18 protein-coding genes and 1 riboswitch are annotated in these 19,175 nt (G+C 70.7%); of the genes, 15 read left to right on the top strand and 3 right to left on the bottom strand.

All coding sequences use genetic code 11. From position 1 onward, the window contains the following. Positions 1–4: 4 nt before the first annotated feature. Complete coding sequence (locus ACIHFB_RS15530; RefSeq protein ID WP_365286169.1) at positions 5–802, bottom strand: tyrosine-protein phosphatase; 798 nt, start codon at positions 800–802, stop codon at positions 5–7. Positions 803–973: 171 nt separating this feature from the next. Between ACIHFB_RS15530 and ACIHFB_RS15525 the strand changes: the two genes are divergently transcribed. The 3 genes from ACIHFB_RS15525 to ACIHFB_RS15515 all read left to right on the top strand — a co-directional run bounded on the left by ACIHFB_RS15525 (position 974) and on the right by ACIHFB_RS15515 (position 5,515). Continuing rightward, positions 974–3,043 carry an alpha-galactosidase gene (locus tag ACIHFB_RS15525; protein ID WP_365286167.1) on the top strand — a complete coding sequence of 690 codons (2,070 nt, stop codon included), beginning with the start codon at positions 974–976 and terminating at the stop codon, positions 3,041–3,043. A 304-nt stretch (positions 3,044–3,347) separates the two neighbouring features. Further along, positions 3,348–3,503, top strand: a riboswitch (cyclic di-AMP (ydaO/yuaA leader). Between the two features lie 4 nt (positions 3,504–3,507). Then, complete coding sequence (locus ACIHFB_RS15520) at positions 3,508–4,461, top strand: peptidoglycan DD-metalloendopeptidase family protein (protein ID WP_400127039.1); 954 nt, start codon at positions 3,508–3,510, stop codon at positions 4,459–4,461. A 268-nt stretch (positions 4,462–4,729) separates the two neighbouring features. Next, positions 4,730–5,515 carry an SGNH/GDSL hydrolase family protein gene (locus tag ACIHFB_RS15515; RefSeq protein WP_365286163.1) on the top strand — a complete coding sequence of 262 codons (786 nt, stop codon included), beginning with the start codon at positions 4,730–4,732 and terminating at the stop codon, positions 5,513–5,515. A gap of 22 nt (positions 5,516–5,537) precedes the next feature. On the opposite strand, the gene ACIHFB_RS15510 is transcribed toward ACIHFB_RS15515, so the two are convergent. Both ACIHFB_RS15510 and ACIHFB_RS15505 read right to left on the bottom strand, forming a co-directional pair. Beyond that, complete coding sequence (locus ACIHFB_RS15510; protein WP_365286161.1) at positions 5,538–6,158, bottom strand: TetR family transcriptional regulator C-terminal domain-containing protein; 621 nt, start codon at positions 6,156–6,158, stop codon at positions 5,538–5,540. Positions 6,159–6,194: 36 nt separating this feature from the next. After that, entirely contained in the window at positions 6,195–7,373 is a 1,179-nt protein-coding gene (locus tag ACIHFB_RS15505) for a Glu/Leu/Phe/Val dehydrogenase dimerization domain-containing protein (protein ID WP_400127038.1), read from the bottom strand. Positions 7,374–7,528: 155 nt separating this feature from the next. Here ACIHFB_RS15505 and ACIHFB_RS15500 point away from each other — a divergent pair, with 155 nt between their 5' ends. From ACIHFB_RS15500 to ACIHFB_RS15445, 12 genes are all read left to right on the top strand, one after another. Then, positions 7,529–8,356, top strand: coding sequence for an MOSC N-terminal beta barrel domain-containing protein (locus tag ACIHFB_RS15500; RefSeq protein ID WP_365286157.1), 828 nt, complete (start codon positions 7,529–7,531; stop codon positions 8,354–8,356). Positions 8,357–8,465: 109 nt separating this feature from the next. Beyond that, positions 8,466–9,719, top strand: coding sequence for an MBL fold metallo-hydrolase (locus ACIHFB_RS15495; protein ID WP_400127037.1), 1,254 nt, complete (start codon positions 8,466–8,468; stop codon positions 9,717–9,719). Positions 9,720–10,407: 688 nt separating this feature from the next. Continuing rightward, positions 10,408–12,594 (top strand): ATP-binding protein, encoded by a 2,187-nt coding sequence (locus ACIHFB_RS15490; RefSeq protein WP_400127036.1) that lies wholly within the window; start codon positions 10,408–10,410, stop codon positions 12,592–12,594. 86 nt (positions 12,595–12,680) lie between these two features. Then, positions 12,681–13,115 (top strand): roadblock/LC7 domain-containing protein, encoded by a 435-nt coding sequence (locus ACIHFB_RS15485; protein ID WP_210588461.1) that lies wholly within the window; start codon positions 12,681–12,683, stop codon positions 13,113–13,115. A 2-nt stretch (positions 13,116–13,117) separates the two neighbouring features. Then, positions 13,118–13,489: a DUF742 domain-containing protein gene (locus ACIHFB_RS15480; RefSeq protein ID WP_365286239.1), complete on the top strand. Its 372-nt coding sequence runs from the start codon at positions 13,118–13,120 to the stop codon at positions 13,487–13,489. After that, positions 13,467–14,084, top strand: a complete 618-nt coding sequence (locus ACIHFB_RS15475) for an ATP/GTP-binding protein (RefSeq protein WP_365286150.1) — start codon at positions 13,467–13,469, stop codon at positions 14,082–14,084. Before ACIHFB_RS15480 ends, ACIHFB_RS15475 begins: the two co-directional genes overlap by 23 nt. A 59-nt stretch (positions 14,085–14,143) precedes the next feature. Next, complete coding sequence (locus tag ACIHFB_RS15470; RefSeq protein WP_365286148.1) at positions 14,144–14,707, top strand: GAF domain-containing protein; 564 nt, start codon at positions 14,144–14,146, stop codon at positions 14,705–14,707. Positions 14,708–14,853: 146 nt separating this feature from the next. Next, a complete protein-coding gene (gene tdh / locus ACIHFB_RS15465) occupies positions 14,854–15,882 on the top strand; it encodes an L-threonine 3-dehydrogenase (RefSeq protein WP_400127035.1) in 1,029 nt (342 codons plus the stop codon). 28 nt (positions 15,883–15,910) lie between these two features. Then, on the top strand, positions 15,911–17,122 hold the full coding sequence (locus tag ACIHFB_RS15460; RefSeq protein ID WP_400127034.1) for a glycine C-acetyltransferase: 1,212 nt from the start codon (positions 15,911–15,913) through the stop codon (positions 17,120–17,122). Further along, complete coding sequence (locus ACIHFB_RS15455; RefSeq protein WP_400127033.1) at positions 17,119–18,021, top strand: LysR family transcriptional regulator; 903 nt, start codon at positions 17,119–17,121, stop codon at positions 18,019–18,021. Before ACIHFB_RS15460 ends, ACIHFB_RS15455 begins: the two co-directional genes overlap by 4 nt. A gap of 36 nt (positions 18,022–18,057) precedes the next feature. Next, positions 18,058–18,642 (top strand): XRE family transcriptional regulator, encoded by a 585-nt coding sequence (locus ACIHFB_RS15450; RefSeq protein WP_365286140.1) that lies wholly within the window; start codon positions 18,058–18,060, stop codon positions 18,640–18,642. Further along, complete coding sequence (locus ACIHFB_RS15445) at positions 18,639–19,175, top strand: GNAT family N-acetyltransferase (protein WP_400127032.1); 537 nt, start codon at positions 18,639–18,641, stop codon at positions 19,173–19,175. The genes ACIHFB_RS15450 and ACIHFB_RS15445 overlap by 4 nt, the downstream gene beginning before the upstream one ends.

The following is a 19,175-nucleotide window of genomic DNA, read 5'->3' as shown; positions in this document are numbered from 1 at the left end:
GTCCTCAGTCCAGCAGGCGCTCGCGCAGCCGCTCGCGGATCTCGGGGGTGACTCCGAGGCCCTGTTCCAGGTAGACCTCGACGCTGCTCCAGGTCTCCTCGATGGTCTCGAAGGCCGCGGTGAGGTATTCGGCGCGCGCGTCGAAGAGGGGGCTGAGCAGCTCCATGACCTCGGGGGAGTAGGCCGAGGACGAGCTGCTGCTGCGGTGGACCTTGTAGCGGCGGTGCTTGGCGTTCGACTCCAGGTAGTCCGTCACGATCGCCTCGCGCTCCACGCCCAGGGCGAGCAGCGTCACGGCTATGGACAGGCCGGCCCGGTCCTTGCCCGCCGCGCAGTGCATCAGGGCGGGGACGCTCTCCTCGGCGAGCGCGTGCAGGACCCGGGAGTGCTCGGCGGTGCGCTCCTTGATGATCGTGCGGTACGAAACGATCATGCGGTTCGCCGCCTTGCCGTCGGAGAGGATCGTCCGCAGCTGGTCGATGTCGCCGTCGCGGACCATCTTCCAGAACTCGGCGCCGTCCGCCGGGTCGGTCAGCGGCAGGTTCACATTCCGCACGCCGGGCAGCTCGACGTCCGGGCCCTCCAGCTTCTGGTCGGCCGCGTTGCGGAAATCGAAGATCGTGTGCAGACCCAGGGAGTCGAGGAAGACGGTGTCCTCCGCGGTCGCGTGCGCGAGGTGGCCGCTGCGGAACAGCACGCCCTGCCGCACCCGCCGCCCGTCCACGGTCGGCAGTCCGCCCACGTCACGGAAGTTGCGCACTCCGGCCAGCTCCGGCTCGGTCGACGGGATCTGCTGCGTCACGAGGGCTCCTCCCAGACGGCTTCGTCGGCGCGGCTCGTCGACGGGCACGCACTCGACGATACGACATGGGTTCCTGGGGCAATGAAGTTGTCCACAGGCGTTGTGCCAGGGGATCAAGGGCATAGATGATGTTGGTACTTGAGTGCACCTGTTGGGATCTGTGGAGACGTGATGCTGGAGATTTCGGACAACGCCCGTACGTGGCTCCTCACCGGGCCGACCAGCGGTTACGCCATCCATCTCACCGACGAAGACGAACTGGTGCACCTGCACTGGGGCCCGCGGGTCGCGCTCGCCGACGCCGAGGCCCTCGCGATGCGTGCGCAGCCGGGCTGCAGCTCCTTCGAGTCCCAGCTCGACGGACGCGAGGAGTACCCGGTCGAGGGCGGCCCCCGCTTCGCCCGGCCCGCCCTGTCCGTACGCACCGAGGAGCGGCGCGGCACCGAGTGGCACTTCGAGGCGTACGAGGCCGAGGGCGACGCACTGCGGCTGCGGTTTCGCGACGAAGGCCTGACCGTCACGCTGCACTATCGCATGCGCGACGACGTCGTGGAGCGCTGGGTGACCCTCGACAACGACGGGCCGACGGTCGAGCTGCTGCGTGCCGACTCCGCCACCTGGACCCTGCCCGACCGCGGCGCCTGGCGGCTCTCCCAGCTGCACGGCCGCTGGGCAGCGGAGTCCCGGCTCGTGCGCTCCGACCTCACCTACGGTGAGAAGGTCATCGGCAGCCGGCGCGGCCACACCGGTCACCAGCATCTGCCCTGGGTCGCGCTGGACGACGACGCGACCGAGGAGCGCGGCGAGGTCTACGGCTGCGCCCTCGGCTGGTCCGGGTCCTGGCGGATCGCCGTGGCCCAACTCCCCGACGCGCGCGTGCAGATCACCGGCGGTGCCGGATACGACGACTCGGGCCTGCTGCGCCTGGCGGCGGGCGAGTCGTTCACGACGCCCGTCTTCGCCGGTCTGTGGAGCGACCGCGGCTTCGGCGGGGCGAGCCGCGCGTGGCACGCCTATCAGCGGGCGTACGTCATCCCGGACGCGGACCAGGACCGGCCGGTGCTCTTCAATTCCTGGGAGGCCACCGAGTTCGACATCTCCGAGGAGCAGCAGCGGGCACTCGCGCGCCGGGCCGCGGACATGGGCGTGGAGCTGTTCGTGGTCGACGACGGCTGGTTCGGGGCGCGGACCAGCGACCGGGCCGGGCTCGGCGACTGGACACCCAACCCCGACCGCTTCCCCGGCGGCCTCAAGCCGCTCGCGGACCACGTGCACGGACTCGGTATGCAGTTCGGCATCTGGGTCGAGCCCGAAATGGTCAATCCGGACAGCGACCTGTACCGCGCCCACCCCGACTGGGTGCAGTACCAAATCGGACGCAAGCGTGCTGAATTTCGCAATCAGCTCGTACTGAACCTCGCCCGCGACGATGTCCAGGAGTACCTCTGGGAGCAGCTCGACACGCTCCTCTCCAGCGCCCCGATCGACTACGTGAAGTGGGACTTCAATCGCTGCTTCACCGACGCGGGCTGGCCGGGAGAGGCGTATCCGCAGCGGTTGTGGGTCGACCATGTGCACGCTCTGTACCGCCTGTTGGACCGGCTGCGGGAAGCGCACCCCGGCGTCGCCTTCGAGTCCTGCTCCGGCGGTGGCGGCCGGATCGACCTCGGGATCATGAGCCGCACGGATCAGATGTGGACCTCGGACAACACCGACCCGCTCGACCGGCTCGCCATCCAGCACGGCTTCAGCCAGATCCACCCCGCGCGGGTCATGGCCGCCTGGGTCACCGACAGCCCCAACACCCAGCTCAACGGCCGGGTCAGCTCGCTGCGCTTCCGGTTCGTGAGCGCCATGGCCGGGGTGCTCGGGGTCGGCGGCGACCTCACGAAGTGGACGGACGAAGAGCTTGCCGAGGCCCGGGACTGGGTGGGCCTGTACAAGGAGATCCGGCCTCTCGTGCAGCGCGGGGACCTCTACCGGCTGCGGCCGCCGCAGGGCGGTTCGAGTGCGGTGCAGTACGTGCTCGGCGACGAGACCGTCGTCATCGCCTGGCTCCAGTCGCAGCACTACGGCGAGCCCGTACCGGCGCTCCGGCTGCGCGGCCTCGACCCGACGGCGTCGTATGAATGCCGCGAAACGGGCGAAGTTCACCGGGGTGCGGTGCTGTTGCACCACGGATTGCCTACGGGGCTGCGCGGCGACCTCGATGCGACGGTTCTCCGGCTGCGTCGCATCTGAGTCTTCTGTCCGAATTGGGATCTTCATTCCAACTCGCTCTGGAATAAGGCGCCCTGGGGAGATGCCGCGTGAGCAGCGTCATATTCGTGACCGAGCGTCGCCCGTCATGTTCACGTAATTCGCGTGTCTTTCCAGGGATTTGAATCCCGTGCGCGGTCGGAATTCACGGAGTGTGACTGGGATTTCCCACAAGGGATCAAGAGAAACGCATGTCCCGGGAACCTCTTGCTTGTCCCTTTGCGTCTTAGTCGCTTACGTTCGCCACCAATCCGGACGGACGCCCAATCCTGCCGCCGCCCGGAGACCGCACAACTCACCCGTGAACGGCAGGAGCGGGGGACCCACAGGTAGAACCGCCTGTTCCGGTCTCCGGAACGGCTAGGGGTCAAGCCGCGAACGCGCGGCCGGACATCTCCAGTCCGCACCCGACAGCTCACCTCGTAGGCGCCGGAGAGGAATTCGCCATGCCCGCGAAGGGTAAGCACCGCCGTCCCAAGAGCCAGCGCTTCACCCGCTCGATCGCCGTCGCCGGAACCGGTGGCGCAGCGCTCGCCCTCCCGCTGCTGGGGGCCACCGGAGCACATGCCGCTCCCGCTCAATCCGTTTCGGAAAAGGCCGTTCAGTCGGTTCCGAAGACCGAGAAGAAGGCAGCCGAGAAGAAGGCCGCCGCGAAAACCTCGGGAGTGAAGACCTATTCCGTGAGGGCCGGTGACTACCTCTCGAAGATCGCCGACGAGCAGAATGTCAGCGGTGGCTGGCACAAGCTCTACTCGGACAACCGAGAGGCCGTCGGCGACGACCCGTCGCTCATCCACCCCGGTCTGAAGCTCTCGATCGGCAAGAAGGCCGCGACCGACTCCTCCAAGTCGTCGCCTTCGTCGCCTTCGTCGAAGTCGTCCGGCTCGTCGGACTCATCCGCTTCGTCCGACTCGTCCGCGTCGGATTCGGCGGCGTCGTCCAGCTCGAACGCGGCGAACACTCAGTCCGCCGACACCACGAGCACCGCCGGCGGCTTCACCCTGCCGGTGGCCGGTGCCACCGTCGGGACCCCATACCACATGTCGGGCAGCATGTGGTCCAGCGGTTACCACACAGGCGTCGACTTCGTCGTCCCGACCGGCACCTCGCTGAAGTCCGTGGGTGCGGGCACGGTCGTCTCCGCGGGCTGGGGCGGTGCGTACGGCAATCAGGTCGTCGTCAAGCTGGCCGACGGCTACTACGCGCAGTACGGCCACCTGTCCTCGATATCCGTCTCCAACGGGCAGACCGTGACCGAGGGCCAGGAGCTCGGCCTCTCCGGCGCGACCGGCAATGTGACCGGCCCGCACCTGCACTTCGAGATCCGCACCACCCCGGACTACGGCTCGGACGTCGACCCCGTCGCCTACCTCCGCTCGCACGGCGTCTCCGTCGGCTGACACCCGCGACCGACGCGCCCCCCACGCCACCGAAGGCCGGACCCCGATCCCCGGGTCCGGCCTTCGGTGTTCTTCGTCGCCCGGATCGAGACGGACGGCTGAGTGACGCCACAACGTCCTTGATCGGAAGGCTATTCCTGAGTTGGTGAACACTTTAGGCGTGGCTTATCTCACCGCCCGTCAACCCCTTCCTACGGTCGCGTAGCTCACATCCGAAGGTGAATCATGGGCCGATGTGGCAGACGATTCGAAGAATGACAACAGATCAGTGATCGGGTCGTACGTGGCGGTGGGGGACAGCTTCACCGAGGGCGTCGGCGACCCCGGCCCCGACGGAGCGTTCGTCGGCTGGGCCGACCGGTTCGCGGTACTGCTCGCGGACCGGCGTCCGGAGGGCGACTTCGAGTACACCAACCTCGCCGTGCGCGGCAAACTGCTCGACCAGATCGTGGCGGACCAGCTTCCGAAGGCAGTCGAACTCGCCCCGGACCTGGTCTCGTTCTGCGCGGGCGGCAACGACATCATCCGGCCCGGAACCGACCCCGACGAGGTCGCCGAACGCTTCGAGCGGGCGATGGTCCGGCTCACCTCGGCCGTGGGCAGCGTCATGGTGACGACCGGCTTCGACACCCGGGGCGTCCCGGTGCTCAAGCATCTGCGCGGCAAGATCGCCACCTACAACGGCCATGTACGGGCGATCGCCGACCGGTTCGGCTGCCCGGTGCTCGACCTGTGGTCCCTGAAGACCGTTCAGGACCGGCGGGCCTGGGACAACGACCGGCTCCACCTCTCGGCCGAGGGGCACACGCGCGTGGCGCTGCGCGCCGGCCAGGTCCTCGGCCTGGAGGTCCCGGCCGACCCCGACCAGCCCTGGCCCCCGCTGCCGCCGCGGGGCACCCTCGATGTGCGGCGGGACGACGTCCACTGGGCGCGTGAGTACCTGGTCCCGTGGATCGGGCGGCGGTTGCGGGGAGAGTCGTCGGGCGACCATGCGACGGCCAAGGGGGCGCTGTCGCCGCACGACATCAAGGAACGGATCAGGTTCGTGGCCTGAGGGCGGCGGTGGGCGGTTCCGCTCACCGTCCTGTCGCGGTCAACGCCTTCCGCTCCAGTCCCAGTTCGCGGGCGAGTGCGTCATCGACCCATTCCTGCGCACGCGCGCGTGACACCGCGCCGGCATAGGAGGTCATCTGCACGGCGAGTCCGTCGAGGAGGGCCGTGAGGCGCAGGGCCGCGCCGGTGGGATCCGGGCAGCGGAACTCGCCCGCGGCCACCCCTTCGGCGATGACCTCGGCGATCGCGGCCTTCCACTCCTTGTCGAGATCGCGGGTGACCTCACGCAGGGCGGGCTCGCGCAGCGCCACCGCCCAGCCCTCGATCCACAGCCGCCAGCCCTTGGCCTGGCCCGTGGGCGCGTACCAGCGCACGGCGGCCCGAAGCCGGCGCAGTGCCGTCGTACGGCGGCCGAGCACCCGGCGCAGCTGAGCGAGGTCGTCCTCGGCGGCGTGGGTGAAGGCGGCGGCGACGAGCTTCTCCTTGGTGGAGAAGTGATAGAGCACCAGGGCGTTGCTCACACCGAGTGCGGCGGCCACGTCGGCGATCCGGACGGCCGCGACGCCCCGCGCCTCGATCTGCTCGATGGCGGCTTTCAGCAGCTCCTCGCGCCGCTCAGCCACGCTCAACCGCACCCTGGCCACGCGGTCACCCTACACAGAACATGTCAAAGACCCGCGTCACCGGTACCAGCCGAATCGCGCGGCGATCACCGGCAGCCGGTCCGCGACGATGGCGTGCGCCGCGGCCCGCGGTGTCGTCCCGTCGGTCTCCGCGCGGGCCAGCATCAGGTTCACCAGGGCGCGCATCGAACGGCGTGTGTGCGCGAACGCCTCGTCCGCGTCGGCGCCGATGTCACCGAACAGCGTCCACCACCACCAGGCATTCGTCCCGGAGTTGACGACCACGTCCGGCAGTACGGTGACCCCGCGCGCGGTCAGCAGCTCCTCCGCCTCGGGCAGTACGGGCATGTTCGCCGCCTCGACGATCCAGCGGGCGGTGATCCGCTCCTGGTTCACGGCGTCGACCGCGTACGAGACGGCCGCGGGCACCAGCACCTCCGCGTCGACGGACAGCCAGGCGTCGCCCGGCAGTTCCCGGTCACCGGGACGCAAGCCGGAACGGTCGACGGTTCCGTACGCGTCGCGCCCGGCGAGCAGGGTCTCGACGTCGAGCCCCGCCGGGTTGGCGATCGTGCCCTTGATGTCGGCGACGGCCACCACCGAAAGCCCCGCGCGCGTGAGGAAGCGTGCCGTCGCACCGCCCATGGTGCCCAGGCCCTGTACGGCGACGCGCGTTCCTGTGTACGGCACGCTCGCCCGGTCCAGGGCGGCGAGCGCCGACTCGGCGACCCCGCAGCCGCCGACGAGTTCGTCGAGCCCGAGGCCGTCCACCTCGACGGCGAACGCTTCGGTGAGCCGGCGCCGGGCCGCGGTCTCGTCGTCCAGCAGCGGATACACGGCCTGGATCGATGACACGAGCCCCGCCTCCGCGGCCGCCCGGTCCACCAGGTCCTGGGTGAGCCCGAGGTCCTCGCCCGTGGTCCAGAAGCTCTCGATGTGCGGCCGCATGGCGCGCAGGTAGCGCACGAGAAGCCCGTACGAGTCCGGGTCCTGCGGATCGCAGTCGATGCCCCCCTTGGCGCCGCCGAGAGGGACGTACCGCCCCTCGGGGTCGTAGTGCAGCGCCTCCTTCATCGTCATGCCGCGCGCGAGCCCGGTGACCTCGTCGAGGGTGCAGCCCGCCCGCATCCGCAGCCCGCCACTGGACACACCGCGTACCAGCCGGTCGACGACAAGGAAGCCCTGTCGCCCGGTGACGTGGTCGGTCCAGACGAGCGACATCAGGGGGGTGGTCATGCGGGCTCCTCGACATGAGCGTTGCTGAACGGCGAGTCAGTATCGGGACGGGTGGCGTGTCGTGTCAACGCGAAACCCGTTGGAGGGCGGGCGGGTGGGATCAGTAGGTTCTCTCCCAAGCGCACCGATCGTGGATCGGAGGGAGCGGGCAGGGCATGGCCCACGTCGTCGAACTGACCTACTACCCCATCAAGGGATGCGCCGGGACCTCGCCGGGCGAGGCGATGGTGACCCCGGCAGGCCTCGCGCACGACCGCAGCTTCATGGTCGTCAGTGAGGAGGGGGTGTTCCGGACGCAGCGGCGGGATCCCCGGCTCGCACTCATCCGGCCGGAGGTCGGGCCCGGCGGGGAAGTGCTCGTGCTGCGGGCGCCGGGGGCCGAGGCCGTGCGCGTCGACGTGGACGCATCCGGGGCCCGGCGGCCGGTCGACCTCTTCGGGAGTCCGTATCAGGGGATCGACCAGGGGGACACCGCCGCCGCATGGCTGTCGGACGTGCTCCGGGCGCCCAGCAGGCTCGTACGCGTGCCACCCGAGCACGACCGGGTGACCGACGGCCGTACACCGGGCACCTCCGGCTACGCCGACAGCTGTGCGCTGCACATGCTCTCCCGCGGGACCCTCGACCTCCTCAACGGCAAGGTGGCCGAGCGGGGCGGCAGCCCGCTGCCGATGGACCGCTTCCGCCCGAACGTCGTCGTCGGCGGTTGGGACGAACCGCACTCCGAGGACCGCGCCCACCGCATCACCATCGGCGACGCCGAACTGGGCTACGCGAAGCTCGCCATCCGCTGCGCCGTCACCCTGGTCGACCAGGAAACCGGTTCGAAGGACGGCCCGGAACCGCTGCGCACGCTCGCCGGCTACCGCCGGGCGCGCGCCGGCGGAGTCGCGTTCGGCGCGAAGTTCGCGGTCCTGCGGCCCGGCAAGGTGACGGTCGGGGACGAGGTGGACGTTCGGGTGTGGGGCGACTCCGAGCTGTAGTTTCCACCGGGCCGGGCAGGTGGGACATCGCAGTGTGACCGGGGTGACCCGGGGTTGTCAGAGGCGGCGCCCATAATGGAAGTCCTCAGCGACTCCACTTGGAGGTACCGTGACCGGATTCCGTTCCCTGAGCACCGGGCTCCGCGCACTGCAGCCCGCTGCCTTCGGCGCGGACCCCAGTGGTGAGCGTCTTGCGCGTATCCGCAGATCGCCGCACTTCAAGGACGGGGTCTTCCTCAATCCCGGGGGCGAGGCCCGGACCCGGCCCTCCGGTTCGTCCGTGGAGCTGGCCAAGGGTTTCCTCGACCGTGACACCCGCCCCCGCCGCGCCCCGCAGGGCACGGTTCCGGTGCACGCCACGACCCTCGCCGACATCGCCCGGCCCCCGGCCACGGGGCTGCGGCTGACCTGGATGGGTCACTCCAGCGTGCTCGCGGAGATAGACGGCCACCGAGTGCTCTTCGACCCCGTCTGGGGCGAGCGCTGCTCCCCGTTCCCCTTCGCCGGGCCCAAGCGGCTGCACCCGGTGCCCCTGCCGCTGGCCGCGCTCGGCCCGGTCGACGTCGTCGTCATCTCGCACGACCACTACGACCACCTGGACATGCCCTCGATCAAGATGCTGGCGGACACGGACACCCTGTTCGCCGTGCCGCTCGGCGTCGGCGCCCACCTCGAACACTGGGGAGTGTCCCCGGACCGGCTGCGCGAGCTCGACTGGCACGAGGACACCAAGGTCGGCGGCCTCACCCTGACCGCCACCCCGGCCCGCCACTTCTGCGGCCGAGGGCTGCGCAACACCCAGCACACGCTGTGGGCCTCCTGGTCCGTCGCGGGCGAGGAACACCGGATTTACCACAGCGGGGACACCGGGTACTTCGAGGGCTTCAAGGACATCGGCGCCGACTACGGCCCGTTCGACGCCACGATGATCCAGATCGGGGCCTACTCCGAGTTCTGGCCCGACATCCACATGACCCCCGAGGAAGGCATGCGCGCTCACCTGGACCTCCAGGGCGGGACGCCTCAGGGTGTGATGCTGCCGATCCACTGGGCCACCTTCAATCTGGCGATGCACCCGTGGGCGGATCCCGGTGAGGGAACCGTCGCGGCAGCACGCGCGGAGGGTGCTCGCGTGGCCCTGCCCCGGCCCGGTGAGCCCTTCGAACCCACGTCCGAGACCGTGCCCGCCGAGCCCTGGTGGCGCGCGGTGGCGGCGGCCCCGGCCGACGGGTGGCCGGACGCCGACCTCCGGACCGGCACCTCGACGAAGGCCGCGGCCGAGGGTCCGACCGATACGGCGCGTGACGCTCCAGGCGGTGCGGCCGAGGGCACGGGCGACCCCGAGACCGTACCGACGGGGTGATCGAACGCGGAGAATCCGTGGATGGCGAGGGCCGGAGAGCGAAAAGCTCTCCGGCCCTCGCCGTCTGTTCGTGACCACTTCTGACCAGCTGTGATCGCTCTTTTCTCGTTCCAGAACTGGGGTGCGAGAGGTTTATCGGTCTGTCGTACGAGGCCTCATACCAGAGCGGGAAGCTCTCCGGGGGACTTTGTCAACTGCCCACCGCACATGAAGCGCAGGCGACTACGGTGAGTGTCCGCCGAGCGACGCAGGGCCGAATTTTTCGGTCTTTCGATCGGCACCGCGATGCCGCATGCCCGATTCGCGCACCGCGGCCGGGGGCGTCGCGTGGATCAGGACGGATCAGGGAGCGGGGTCTGGAGAGGTGCAGCTGCGAGGCGGCGGAGGGAGTCGACGCGATGGGAGCACCCCTGGCTCGGCCCCGGCCCCGGCCCCGGCCGGGAGCCGGGGGAAGCCGGTGACCGGCGACCGCGGCGCCGCAGCGCCCTCCCGACGCGAGCGCGGCCGGGGGACCGGCGGAGCGCACGCCGGGTCGCCCCGGTCCAGCCGGGCGCACGTCGGATCCCGCGAGCCCGGGGGAGCGACCGCCCGGGGCCGTGAGCCCTCCGGGACGCACACCGGGGGCGACACCGGCGGCCACGCGAACCCCCCTGGCAACCAGGACCGACGGACCAGTACGAGGACACCGATGTCTCAGCTCCGCGCACCGGCACCACGCGCAGACCGCCGCGAGGGCGGCCGGCACGGGCGGCCGGTCGCCCGACCCGTACCCGCGCTGCCCGAGACGCCCATACGACCCCAACTCCTGCGTCTCGCCGTGCTGCCGCCCCTCGCGGTCGCCCTCAGCGCCTCGGCCGCCGTGCTGTTCACCGTCCGCACGACCGGGGCGCAGCCCAGCCTCATCCTGTGGGGCGTGCTCGCCGGTGCCGTCTCGGTGACCTGCGTCGGGATCGCGATCGCCGCCGTGGCCGCCGATCGCGCCGCCAGGTCCGTGAGCGAACGGCTCGGTGCGCTGCGCAAGAGCAGCGCGCGCGGCGAGGCCGATCTGCGGGCCCTCGTCGAGGCGCTGCGCCGCGGCGACGGCCCGCCCCAGCGCAAGCCGCGCAGCGGGCCTCCTGAGGACGCCGACGACTTCGAGCTGCTCGCCGCCGACCTGGCCCGCGTGCACGACGGCGCCGTCACCGCCGTCGTGCAGGCCGCACAGCTGTCCAGCCAGGCGGGCAGCGAGCAGAAGCTGGAGGTCTTCCTGAATCTCGCCCGGCGCCTTCAGTCGCTGGTGCACCGCGAGATCTCCATCCTCGACGAGCTGGAGAACGAGATCGAGGACCCCGACCTGCTCAAGGGCCTCTTCCACGTCGACCACCTCGCCACCCGCATCCGGCGCCACGCGGAGAACCTCGCCGTGCTCGGCGGCGCCGTGTCGCGCAGACAGTGGAGCAACCCGGTCTCCATGACCGAGGTGCTGCGCTCGGCCATCGCCGAGGTCGAGCAGTACTCGCGCGTCAAGCTCGTGCCGCCCATCGACGGCACCCTGCGCGGACACGCCGTCGCCGATGTGATCCATCTGCTCGCCGAACTCGTCGAGAACGCCACGGTGTTCTCCGCCCCGCACACCCAAGTGCTGCTCCGTGCCGAGCTGGTCACCTCCGGGCTCGCCGTCGAGGTCGAGGACCGCGGACTCGGTATGCCCGTGGGCGAGCAGAACAAGATGAACGCCCTGCTCGCCGACCCCGACCAGGTCAATGTCGCGAGCCTGCTCGCCGACGGCCGCATCGGGCTGTTCGTCGTCTCCCAGCTCGCACGACGGCACGGCATCAACGTCCGCCTCCAGACCAATATCTACGGCGGTGTCCAGGCCGTTCTCGTCGTGCCGCAGGGGCTGCTGGGTACGCATCCGGGCGCCCCCGGGGCCGTACCGCGGCCGCAGGACACCGGTGGCGGCGCGGGGCCGGCCGTACCGACGCAGCAGCCGCGGCCCGCACCGGCACCCGATGCGGGACAGCGGATCGCGCCCGCGCCGCCGACCGGCGTGCCGCCCCGGCAGCGGGCCCCTCGGGCGTCCGCCCCGATGCAGGACAGCGGCCCACCGGTGCCGCTGCCCGTACGCGCCCACGAGGAGCGGCCCAATCCCGCCGAGGCACTGCCCGGCATCCGGCCCGAAGACCGTCCGCTCGTCGCCGAGAACACGGCCACACCGCCCCTGCCGCGCACCAGTGCCGTGCGCGGCACCATGGGCAAGCCCCAACTACCCAGGCGCCGCGCCCAGGAACACATCGCGCCGCAACTGCGCGACGGCCCGGCACCGCGCCTGGACTCGGACTCCCTCGCCGGCCACGACCCCGGCCTGATGGCAGCCTTCCAGCGCGGCATCGGCCTCGCGGAGGCGCAGCAGCACATGGAGTCAGGCCACATGGACTCGTCCCACCTGGATGCGTCCCACATGGCGTCCGCCCCCCACATGGACTCCCCGCAGAGCAGCACCTCCCTGCACAGGGACTTGTCGCACATGGAGTTCCCACACATGGAGTCCTCGCACAGACAGCCCGCGCCCGTCGAGGCACCCCACCCGGTGTCGGGACACACGGGCTCCGGGCCACACATGGTGTCCGGCCATACGGAGCCCGCGCACACGGAGCCCGCACACATGGATCCGGCACACATGGAGCCCGTACACACCAAACCGGTGCGCACGGAGCCGACGCGCCTTGCGCCGACACAGCTCGACGCATCCCACACAGATGCCGAACCCATGACCAGGGCCCGCTCCATAGACGTACCGCCCATGGATGCGGCCCACACAACGGAGGCGCGCCCCATGCCGCCCCACCCCGACCACACCACCACCCGGCACGACGGGAGCGCACCAGCCGGATGACCACCTCCGTAGACACCCCCCTGACCACCGCCGGCCCCACCCCCAGCGCTCCCGCAGACCTTCGTACCTCAAGGAGTCGATCCACCATGGCGAGCGAAGCGCCGACCGGCCATGTATCCGATCTCGACTGGCTGATGAGCGGCCTCGTGCAGCGCGTACCGCACACCACCAGCGCGGTACTCCTGTCCTGCGACGGGCTCGTGAAGTCGGTCCACGGCCTCGACCCCGACAGCGCCGACCACATGGCGGCCCTGGCCTCCGGTCTCTACTCCCTCGGCCGCAGCGCCGGCGTCCGCTTCGGCGACGGCGGAGACGTCCGCCAGGTCGTCGTCGAACTCGACTCGACGCTGCTGTTCGTGACGACTGCCGGATCCGGCACCTGCCTCGCCGTGCTCGCCGGCCGCGAGGCCGACGCGGCGGTGCTCGGCTACGAGATGGCGATGCTGGTCAAGAGCGTCCGCCCCTACCTGATGACCGCGCCCCGTCAGCACGCCGTCGAATCCACGGCGTTGAGGCCTTGACCGTGGCGGCGGCCGGCGACGGGCCCTGGCTCGACGACGCGGCCGGACGGCTGGTGCGCCCCTTCACGGTCAGCAACGGCCGCACCCGGCCCACCGTCGCGCTCGACCTTCTGTCGCAGGTGATGGCCACCGGGGCCACCCCCTTCGGCTACCTCGGTCCGGAGCATGCGCAGGCACTCGACCTGTGCCGCGCGCCCGTCTCGGTCGCCGAGGTCGCCGGCCACCTGAAGCTGCCGGCGGTGGTCACCAAGGTGCTGCTTTCCGACCTCGTCGACTGCGGGGCGCTGACCACCAAGCCCCCCGAGTTCCACCACAACCCCACCGACCGGGCCCTTCTGGAGGCAGTGCTCGATGGACTACGACGACAGCTCTGACTACGACGACGGCACCGACCTCTTCCCCACCGCGCTCAAGATCCTGGTGGCGGGCGGGTTCGGGGTCGGCAAGACGACCTTCGTCGGCGCCGTCAGTGAGATTGCGCCGCTGAGCACGGAGGAGTTGCTCACCACGGTCAGCGCCGCGACCGACAACCTCGACGGAATCGAGAACAAGGTCGAGACGACGGTGGCCATGGACTTCGGCCGCATCACGCTCGACCCGGAACATGTGCTGTACCTGTTCGGCACACCGGGACAGGAGCGGTTCTGGTTCATGTGGGACGAGCTCTCCGAGGGTGCGCTCGGGGCGGTGATCCTCGCCGACACCCGCCGTCTGGAGGAGTGCTTCGCCGCCGTCGACTTCTTCGAACAGCGCGGCATGGGCTTCATCGTCGCGATCAACGAGTTCGACGGCTCCTACCGCTACGACCCCGAGGAGGTGCGCGCCGCCATCGATCTCGACCCCGAGATCCCCGTCGTGCGCTGCGACGCCCGGATCTCCAGCTCCGGCGTCCAGACCCTGCTGACCCTCGTTCGGCATCTCATCGCCCATGCCCCGGCCCCCGCGCCGAGCCATGGCGCCCACATGTGATCCCCGCACACCCCACGGAGCCCGCCTATGACATATCCCCACAGCGACGGAGCGCGCCCATGAGCTACGACCCGCCACGCCCGGCCGGTCGTCTGCTGCTCACGCCCGAGGACAAGGAGGCCCCGGCCCGGGCGGACCGGCTGCGTCGGCTGGGTCTGGGGGAGCGGACCGAGCCCGCCCTCGACGCCTTCGCGGACGGTCTCGCCGAGGTGACCGGGGCGCCGTACGCCATGGTCAACTTCATCGACGTGAACCGGCAGTTCTTCGCGGGTCTGCACCTTCCGGCCATCGGCCCGTACGTGAGGAGCGACGGCACCAGTCCGGAGGTCGGCCGGACCCTCCCGCGCGACCATGGGTTCTGCCCACATGTGGTGGTCCGACGCAAGGCGCTCGTCCTGGAGGACGTCTGCGACTATCCGCGGTTCGCGGGCAACCCGGTCGTCGACGAGTTCGGCATCCGCTCCTATCTGGGCGCACCGCTCATCGACAGTACGGACATGGTGCTCGGCACTGTCTGCGTCGTCGACGTGGCACCCCGGCCCTGGGGGAAGGCCGGGCTGGAGACCATCAAGACGGCGGCCGCGGAACTCACCGTACGACTGGAGCGCTACGGGCAGGTGTGAAGCGGAACTTCGGCCGCGGTTAAGAAATCCTCGATGGACCCGGGGTGCGGACGTGCGGCAGATTGCCACTCGACACCACCCCTCTCCCCGGCAAGGGCTCCTTCGGCATGCCCGCGCCCGGGGGCTGACCGTCAGGAGCCGTAGCGTTGAAGGCGCTGGTCAAGGAGAAGGCGGAGCCCGGGCTGTGGCTCGCGGACGTCCCCGAACCCGTCGTCGGACCGGGCGACGTACTGATCAAGGTGCTGCGCACCGGCATCTGCGGCACCGATCTGCACATCCGGTCCTGGGACGGCTGGGCACAGCAGGCGATCCGTACGCCGCTGGTCGTCGGGCACGAGTTCGTCGGTGAGGTCGTCGAGACCGGCCGGGACGTCGCCGACATCGCGGTGGGCGACCGGGTCAGCGGCGAGGGCCATCTGGTGTGCGGGAAGTGCCGCAACTGCCTGGCCGGGCGGCGGCATCTGTGCCGGGCCACGATCGGGCTCGGCGTCGGACGCGACGGGGCGTTCGCCGAGTACGTGGCGCTGCCCGCCGCCAATGTGTGGGTGCACCGTGTCCCCGTCGACCTCGATGTCGCCGCGATCTTCGACCCGTTCGGCAACGCCGTGCACACCGCCCTGTCCTTCCCGCTGGTCGGCGAGGACGTGCTGATCACTGGCGCCGGCCCCATCGGCCTGATGGCGGCGGCGGTGGCCCGGCACGCCGGTGCGCGGAACGTCATGATCACCGACGTGAGCGAGGAGCGGCTGGACCTCGCCCGCAAGATCGGTGTGAGCCTCGCGCTCGATGTCTCCGACGCCACGATCGCCGACGGGCAGCGCCGACTCGGTCTGCGCGAGGGCTTCGACATCGGTCTGGAGATGTCCGGTCGTCCCGAGGCGATGCGCGACATGATCGCGAACATGACGCACGGCGGCCGGATCGCGATGCTCGGCCTGCCGGCCCAGGAGTTCCCGGTCGACTGGGCCCGGATCGTCACGTCGATGATCACCGTCAAGGGCATCTACGGCCGCGAGATGTTCGAGACCTGGTACGCGATGTCGGTCCTGCTGGAAGGCGGCCTCGACCTCGCGCCCGTCATCACCGGCCGGTACGGCTACCGAGACTTCGAGGCGGCGTTCGCCGATGCGGCGAGCGGCCGCGGCGGCAAGGTCATCCTCGACTGGACCGCGTAACTCCCTTACCTCTTCAGGAGCTTCAGCCATGTTCGACTCCGTGCGCGACGACCTCCGCGCCACCCTCGACGAGATCCGAGCCGCCGGGCTGCACAAGCCCGAGCGCGTGATCGACACCCCGCAGTCCGCGACCGTGCACGTCAGCGCCGGCGGGCGCCCCGGTGAGGTCCTCAACTTCTGCGCCAACAACTACCTCGGCCTCGCCGACCACCCCGAGGTCGTCGCCGCCGCCCACGCGGCCCTGGACCGCTGGGGCTACGGCATGGCCTCCGTGCGCTTCATCTGCGGCACGCAGGAGGTGCACAAGGAACTGGAGGCGCGGCTGTCGGCGTTCCTCGGCCAGGAGGACACGATCCTGTACTCCTCCTGCTTCGACGCCAACGGCGGCGTGTTCGAGACGCTGCTGGGCGCCGAGGACGCGGTCATCTCGGATGCGCTGAACCACGCCTCGATCATCGACGGCATCCGTCTGTCCAAGGCCCGCCGCTTCCGCTACGCCAACCGCGATCTGGCCGACCTGGAACAGCAGTTGAAGGAGGCGCAGTCCGCCAGGCGCCGGCTGATCGTCACCGACGGCGTCTTCTCCATGGACGGCTATGTGGCCCCCCTGCGCGAGATCTGCGACCTCGCCGACCGCTACGACGCGATGGTCATGGTCGACGACTCGCACGCCGTGGGCTTCGTCGGCCCGACCGGCCGCGGCACCCCCGAACTGCACGGCGTCATGGACCGCGTGGACATCATCACCGGCACCCTCGGCAAGGCGCTCGGCGGCGCCTCCGGCGGCTATGTCGCCGCCCGCGCCGAGATCGTCGCCCTGCTGCGCCAGCGCTCCCGGCCGTACCTCTTCTCGAACACGCTCGCCCCGGTGATAGCCGCCGCGTCCCTGAAGGTGCTCGACCTGCTGGAGTCCGCGGACGATCTGCGCGTCCGGCTCGCCGAGAACACCGCGCTGTTCCGCCGCCGGATGACCGAGGAGGGCTTCGACGTCCTCGCCGGCGACCACGCGATTGCGCCAGTGATGATCGGGGACGCCACGGTCGCCGGGCGGATGGCGGAGCTGCTGCTGGAACGCGGGGTGTATGTGATCGGCTTCTCCTACCCCGTCGTACCGCAGGGGCAGGCCCGGATCCGGGTGCAGCTGTCCGCCGCGCACTCGACGGCGGATGTGAACCGTGCGGTCGACGCCTTCGTCGCGGCGCGGGCCGCTCTGGCCGATCTGGGAGAATCGACCACATGATCGAAGCGCGGCGGCTCCACATCCTCCGTGCGGTGGCCGACCACCGTACGGTGACGGCGGCTGCCGCCGCGCTCTATCTCACCCCCTCCGCCGTCTCCCAGCAGCTGACGGCCCTGGAGCAGGAGACGGGCCACCGGCTGGTCGAGCGCAGCGCGAAGGGCGTACGGCTGACTCCGGCCGGCGAGATCCTGCTCAGCCACACCAATGAGGTCCTCGCCCAGCTGGAGCGGGCCGAGGCGGAACTGGCCGCGTACGGCTCGGGCGAGGCCGGCACGGTCACCGTCGCCTCCTTCGCGACCGGCATCGCCCTGGTCGTCGCGCCCGCGGTGGCCCGCCTCGCCGTGACCGCGCCCGGCATCCGGATCCGCGTCCAGGACGCCGAGGGCGACGCCAGCCTGCCGATGGTGCTGGACCGGCAGGTCGATGTCGCGGTCGCCGTCGAGTACCGTGGGGCCCCGCCCGCCGACGACCCGCGGCTGACCCATGTCTCGCTGTATGCCGAGCTGTTCGACGCGGTGGTGCCGGTCAGTCACCGGCTGGCGGACGCCGAGGAGGTTCCGTTGGCGGAGCTGGCCAAGGACCCGTGGATCGGCCCGTACCCCGGCAACCCGTGCCACGAGGTCGTCGTCCTCGCCTGCGAGAGTGCGGGATTCCAGCCCCGCCTCGAGCACTCCTCGGACGACTTCCGCGCGGTCGTCGCCCTGGCCTCCGCCGATGCGGGCGTCGCGCTCGTGCCCCGTTCCGCCCTGCACGGCATGGACCTCACCGGAGTGGTGGTCCGCCCGGTCGACGGGGTCGCACCCACCCGCCGGGTCTTCGCGGCCGTACGAAGGGGAGCGGAGGGGCATCCACTGATCCGGCCGGTGCTTCAGGCGTTGGAGGCAGCCGCTCAAGGGTGAGACGGTCCATCTCGCATATGGGATATCATCCCGAATATGAAACGAGATGTCGTCGAGGCCGCGCCCGACCCCGTGGACGCCCGGCTCGGCGCCCGCCTCGCCGAGCTGCGGGCCGAACGGGGCTGGTCCCTGGGGGAGTTGGCGGAGCGCAGCGGAGTGAGCCGGTCGACGCTGTCCCGCGCCGAGCGCGCGGAGATCAGCCCGACGGCCTCCCTCCTCAACCGGCTGTGTGCCGTCCACGGACGGACCATGTCCCAGCTGCTCAGCGAGGTCGAGCAGGAGCCCGTGCTGCTGGTGCGGGCGGCCGAGCAGCATGTGTGGGAGGACCGGTCCTCCGGGTTCGTACGACGGTCCGTGTCCCCGCCGCACGCCGGGTTGCGCGGCGAACTCGTCGAGGGCCGGCTCGCCCCGGGCGCCGACATCGCGTACGACCGGCCGCCCGTGCCGGGCCTGGAGCAGCACATCTGGGTGCTGGACGGGTCCCTCGAGGTGACCGCGCAGGACATCGATCACCGTCTCGACACGGGCGACTGTCTGCGGCTGCGGGTGTGGGGGCCGACACGGTTCCGCTGCGCCGGCGCCGACGAGGTCCGGTATGTGCTGGCGGTGGTGCTGCCATGAACGTGGTGCGCCTGGAATCAGGTCAACTGCTTTCCGTGGTCGAGGAGTTGACCGAACTGCTGACCGACACCGTGCACACCGGTGCCTCCGTCGGCTTTCTCGCGCCGCTCGACCGTACGGCCGCCGCGGCGTGGTGGACGCAGCGCGCCGCCTCGGTGGCCGCCGGACAGCTTGCGGTGTGGGTGGCACAGGACGAGGGCGGCAGGGTGGTCGGCACCGTCAGCCTGGCCTTCGCGGACAAGCCCAACAGCCGTCACCGGGCCGAGGTCGTCAAGCTGATGGTGCACCGGGACGCGCGGGGGCAGGGCCTCGGCCGTACGCTCCTGGACACCGCGGAGAGGGCGGCCGCCGCGGCGGGCATCACGCTCCTGCACCTGGACACCGAGACCGACAGCCCCGCCGAACGCCTCTACCGCTCGGCCGGCTGGACCCGGCTCGGCGCGATTCCCGACTACGCGGCGAGCCCGGCCGGGGTGCTGCGGCCCACGACCATCTACTTCAAGCAGCTGGGTGCGACCGCTCTCACCTGCTGA

The sequence above is a fragment of the Streptomyces sp. NPDC051963 genome, assembly GCF_044593495.1.
GTDB lineage: Bacteria > Actinomycetota > Actinomycetes > Streptomycetales > Streptomycetaceae > Streptomyces.
This window is presented reverse-complemented; position numbering and strand designations above follow the sequence as displayed.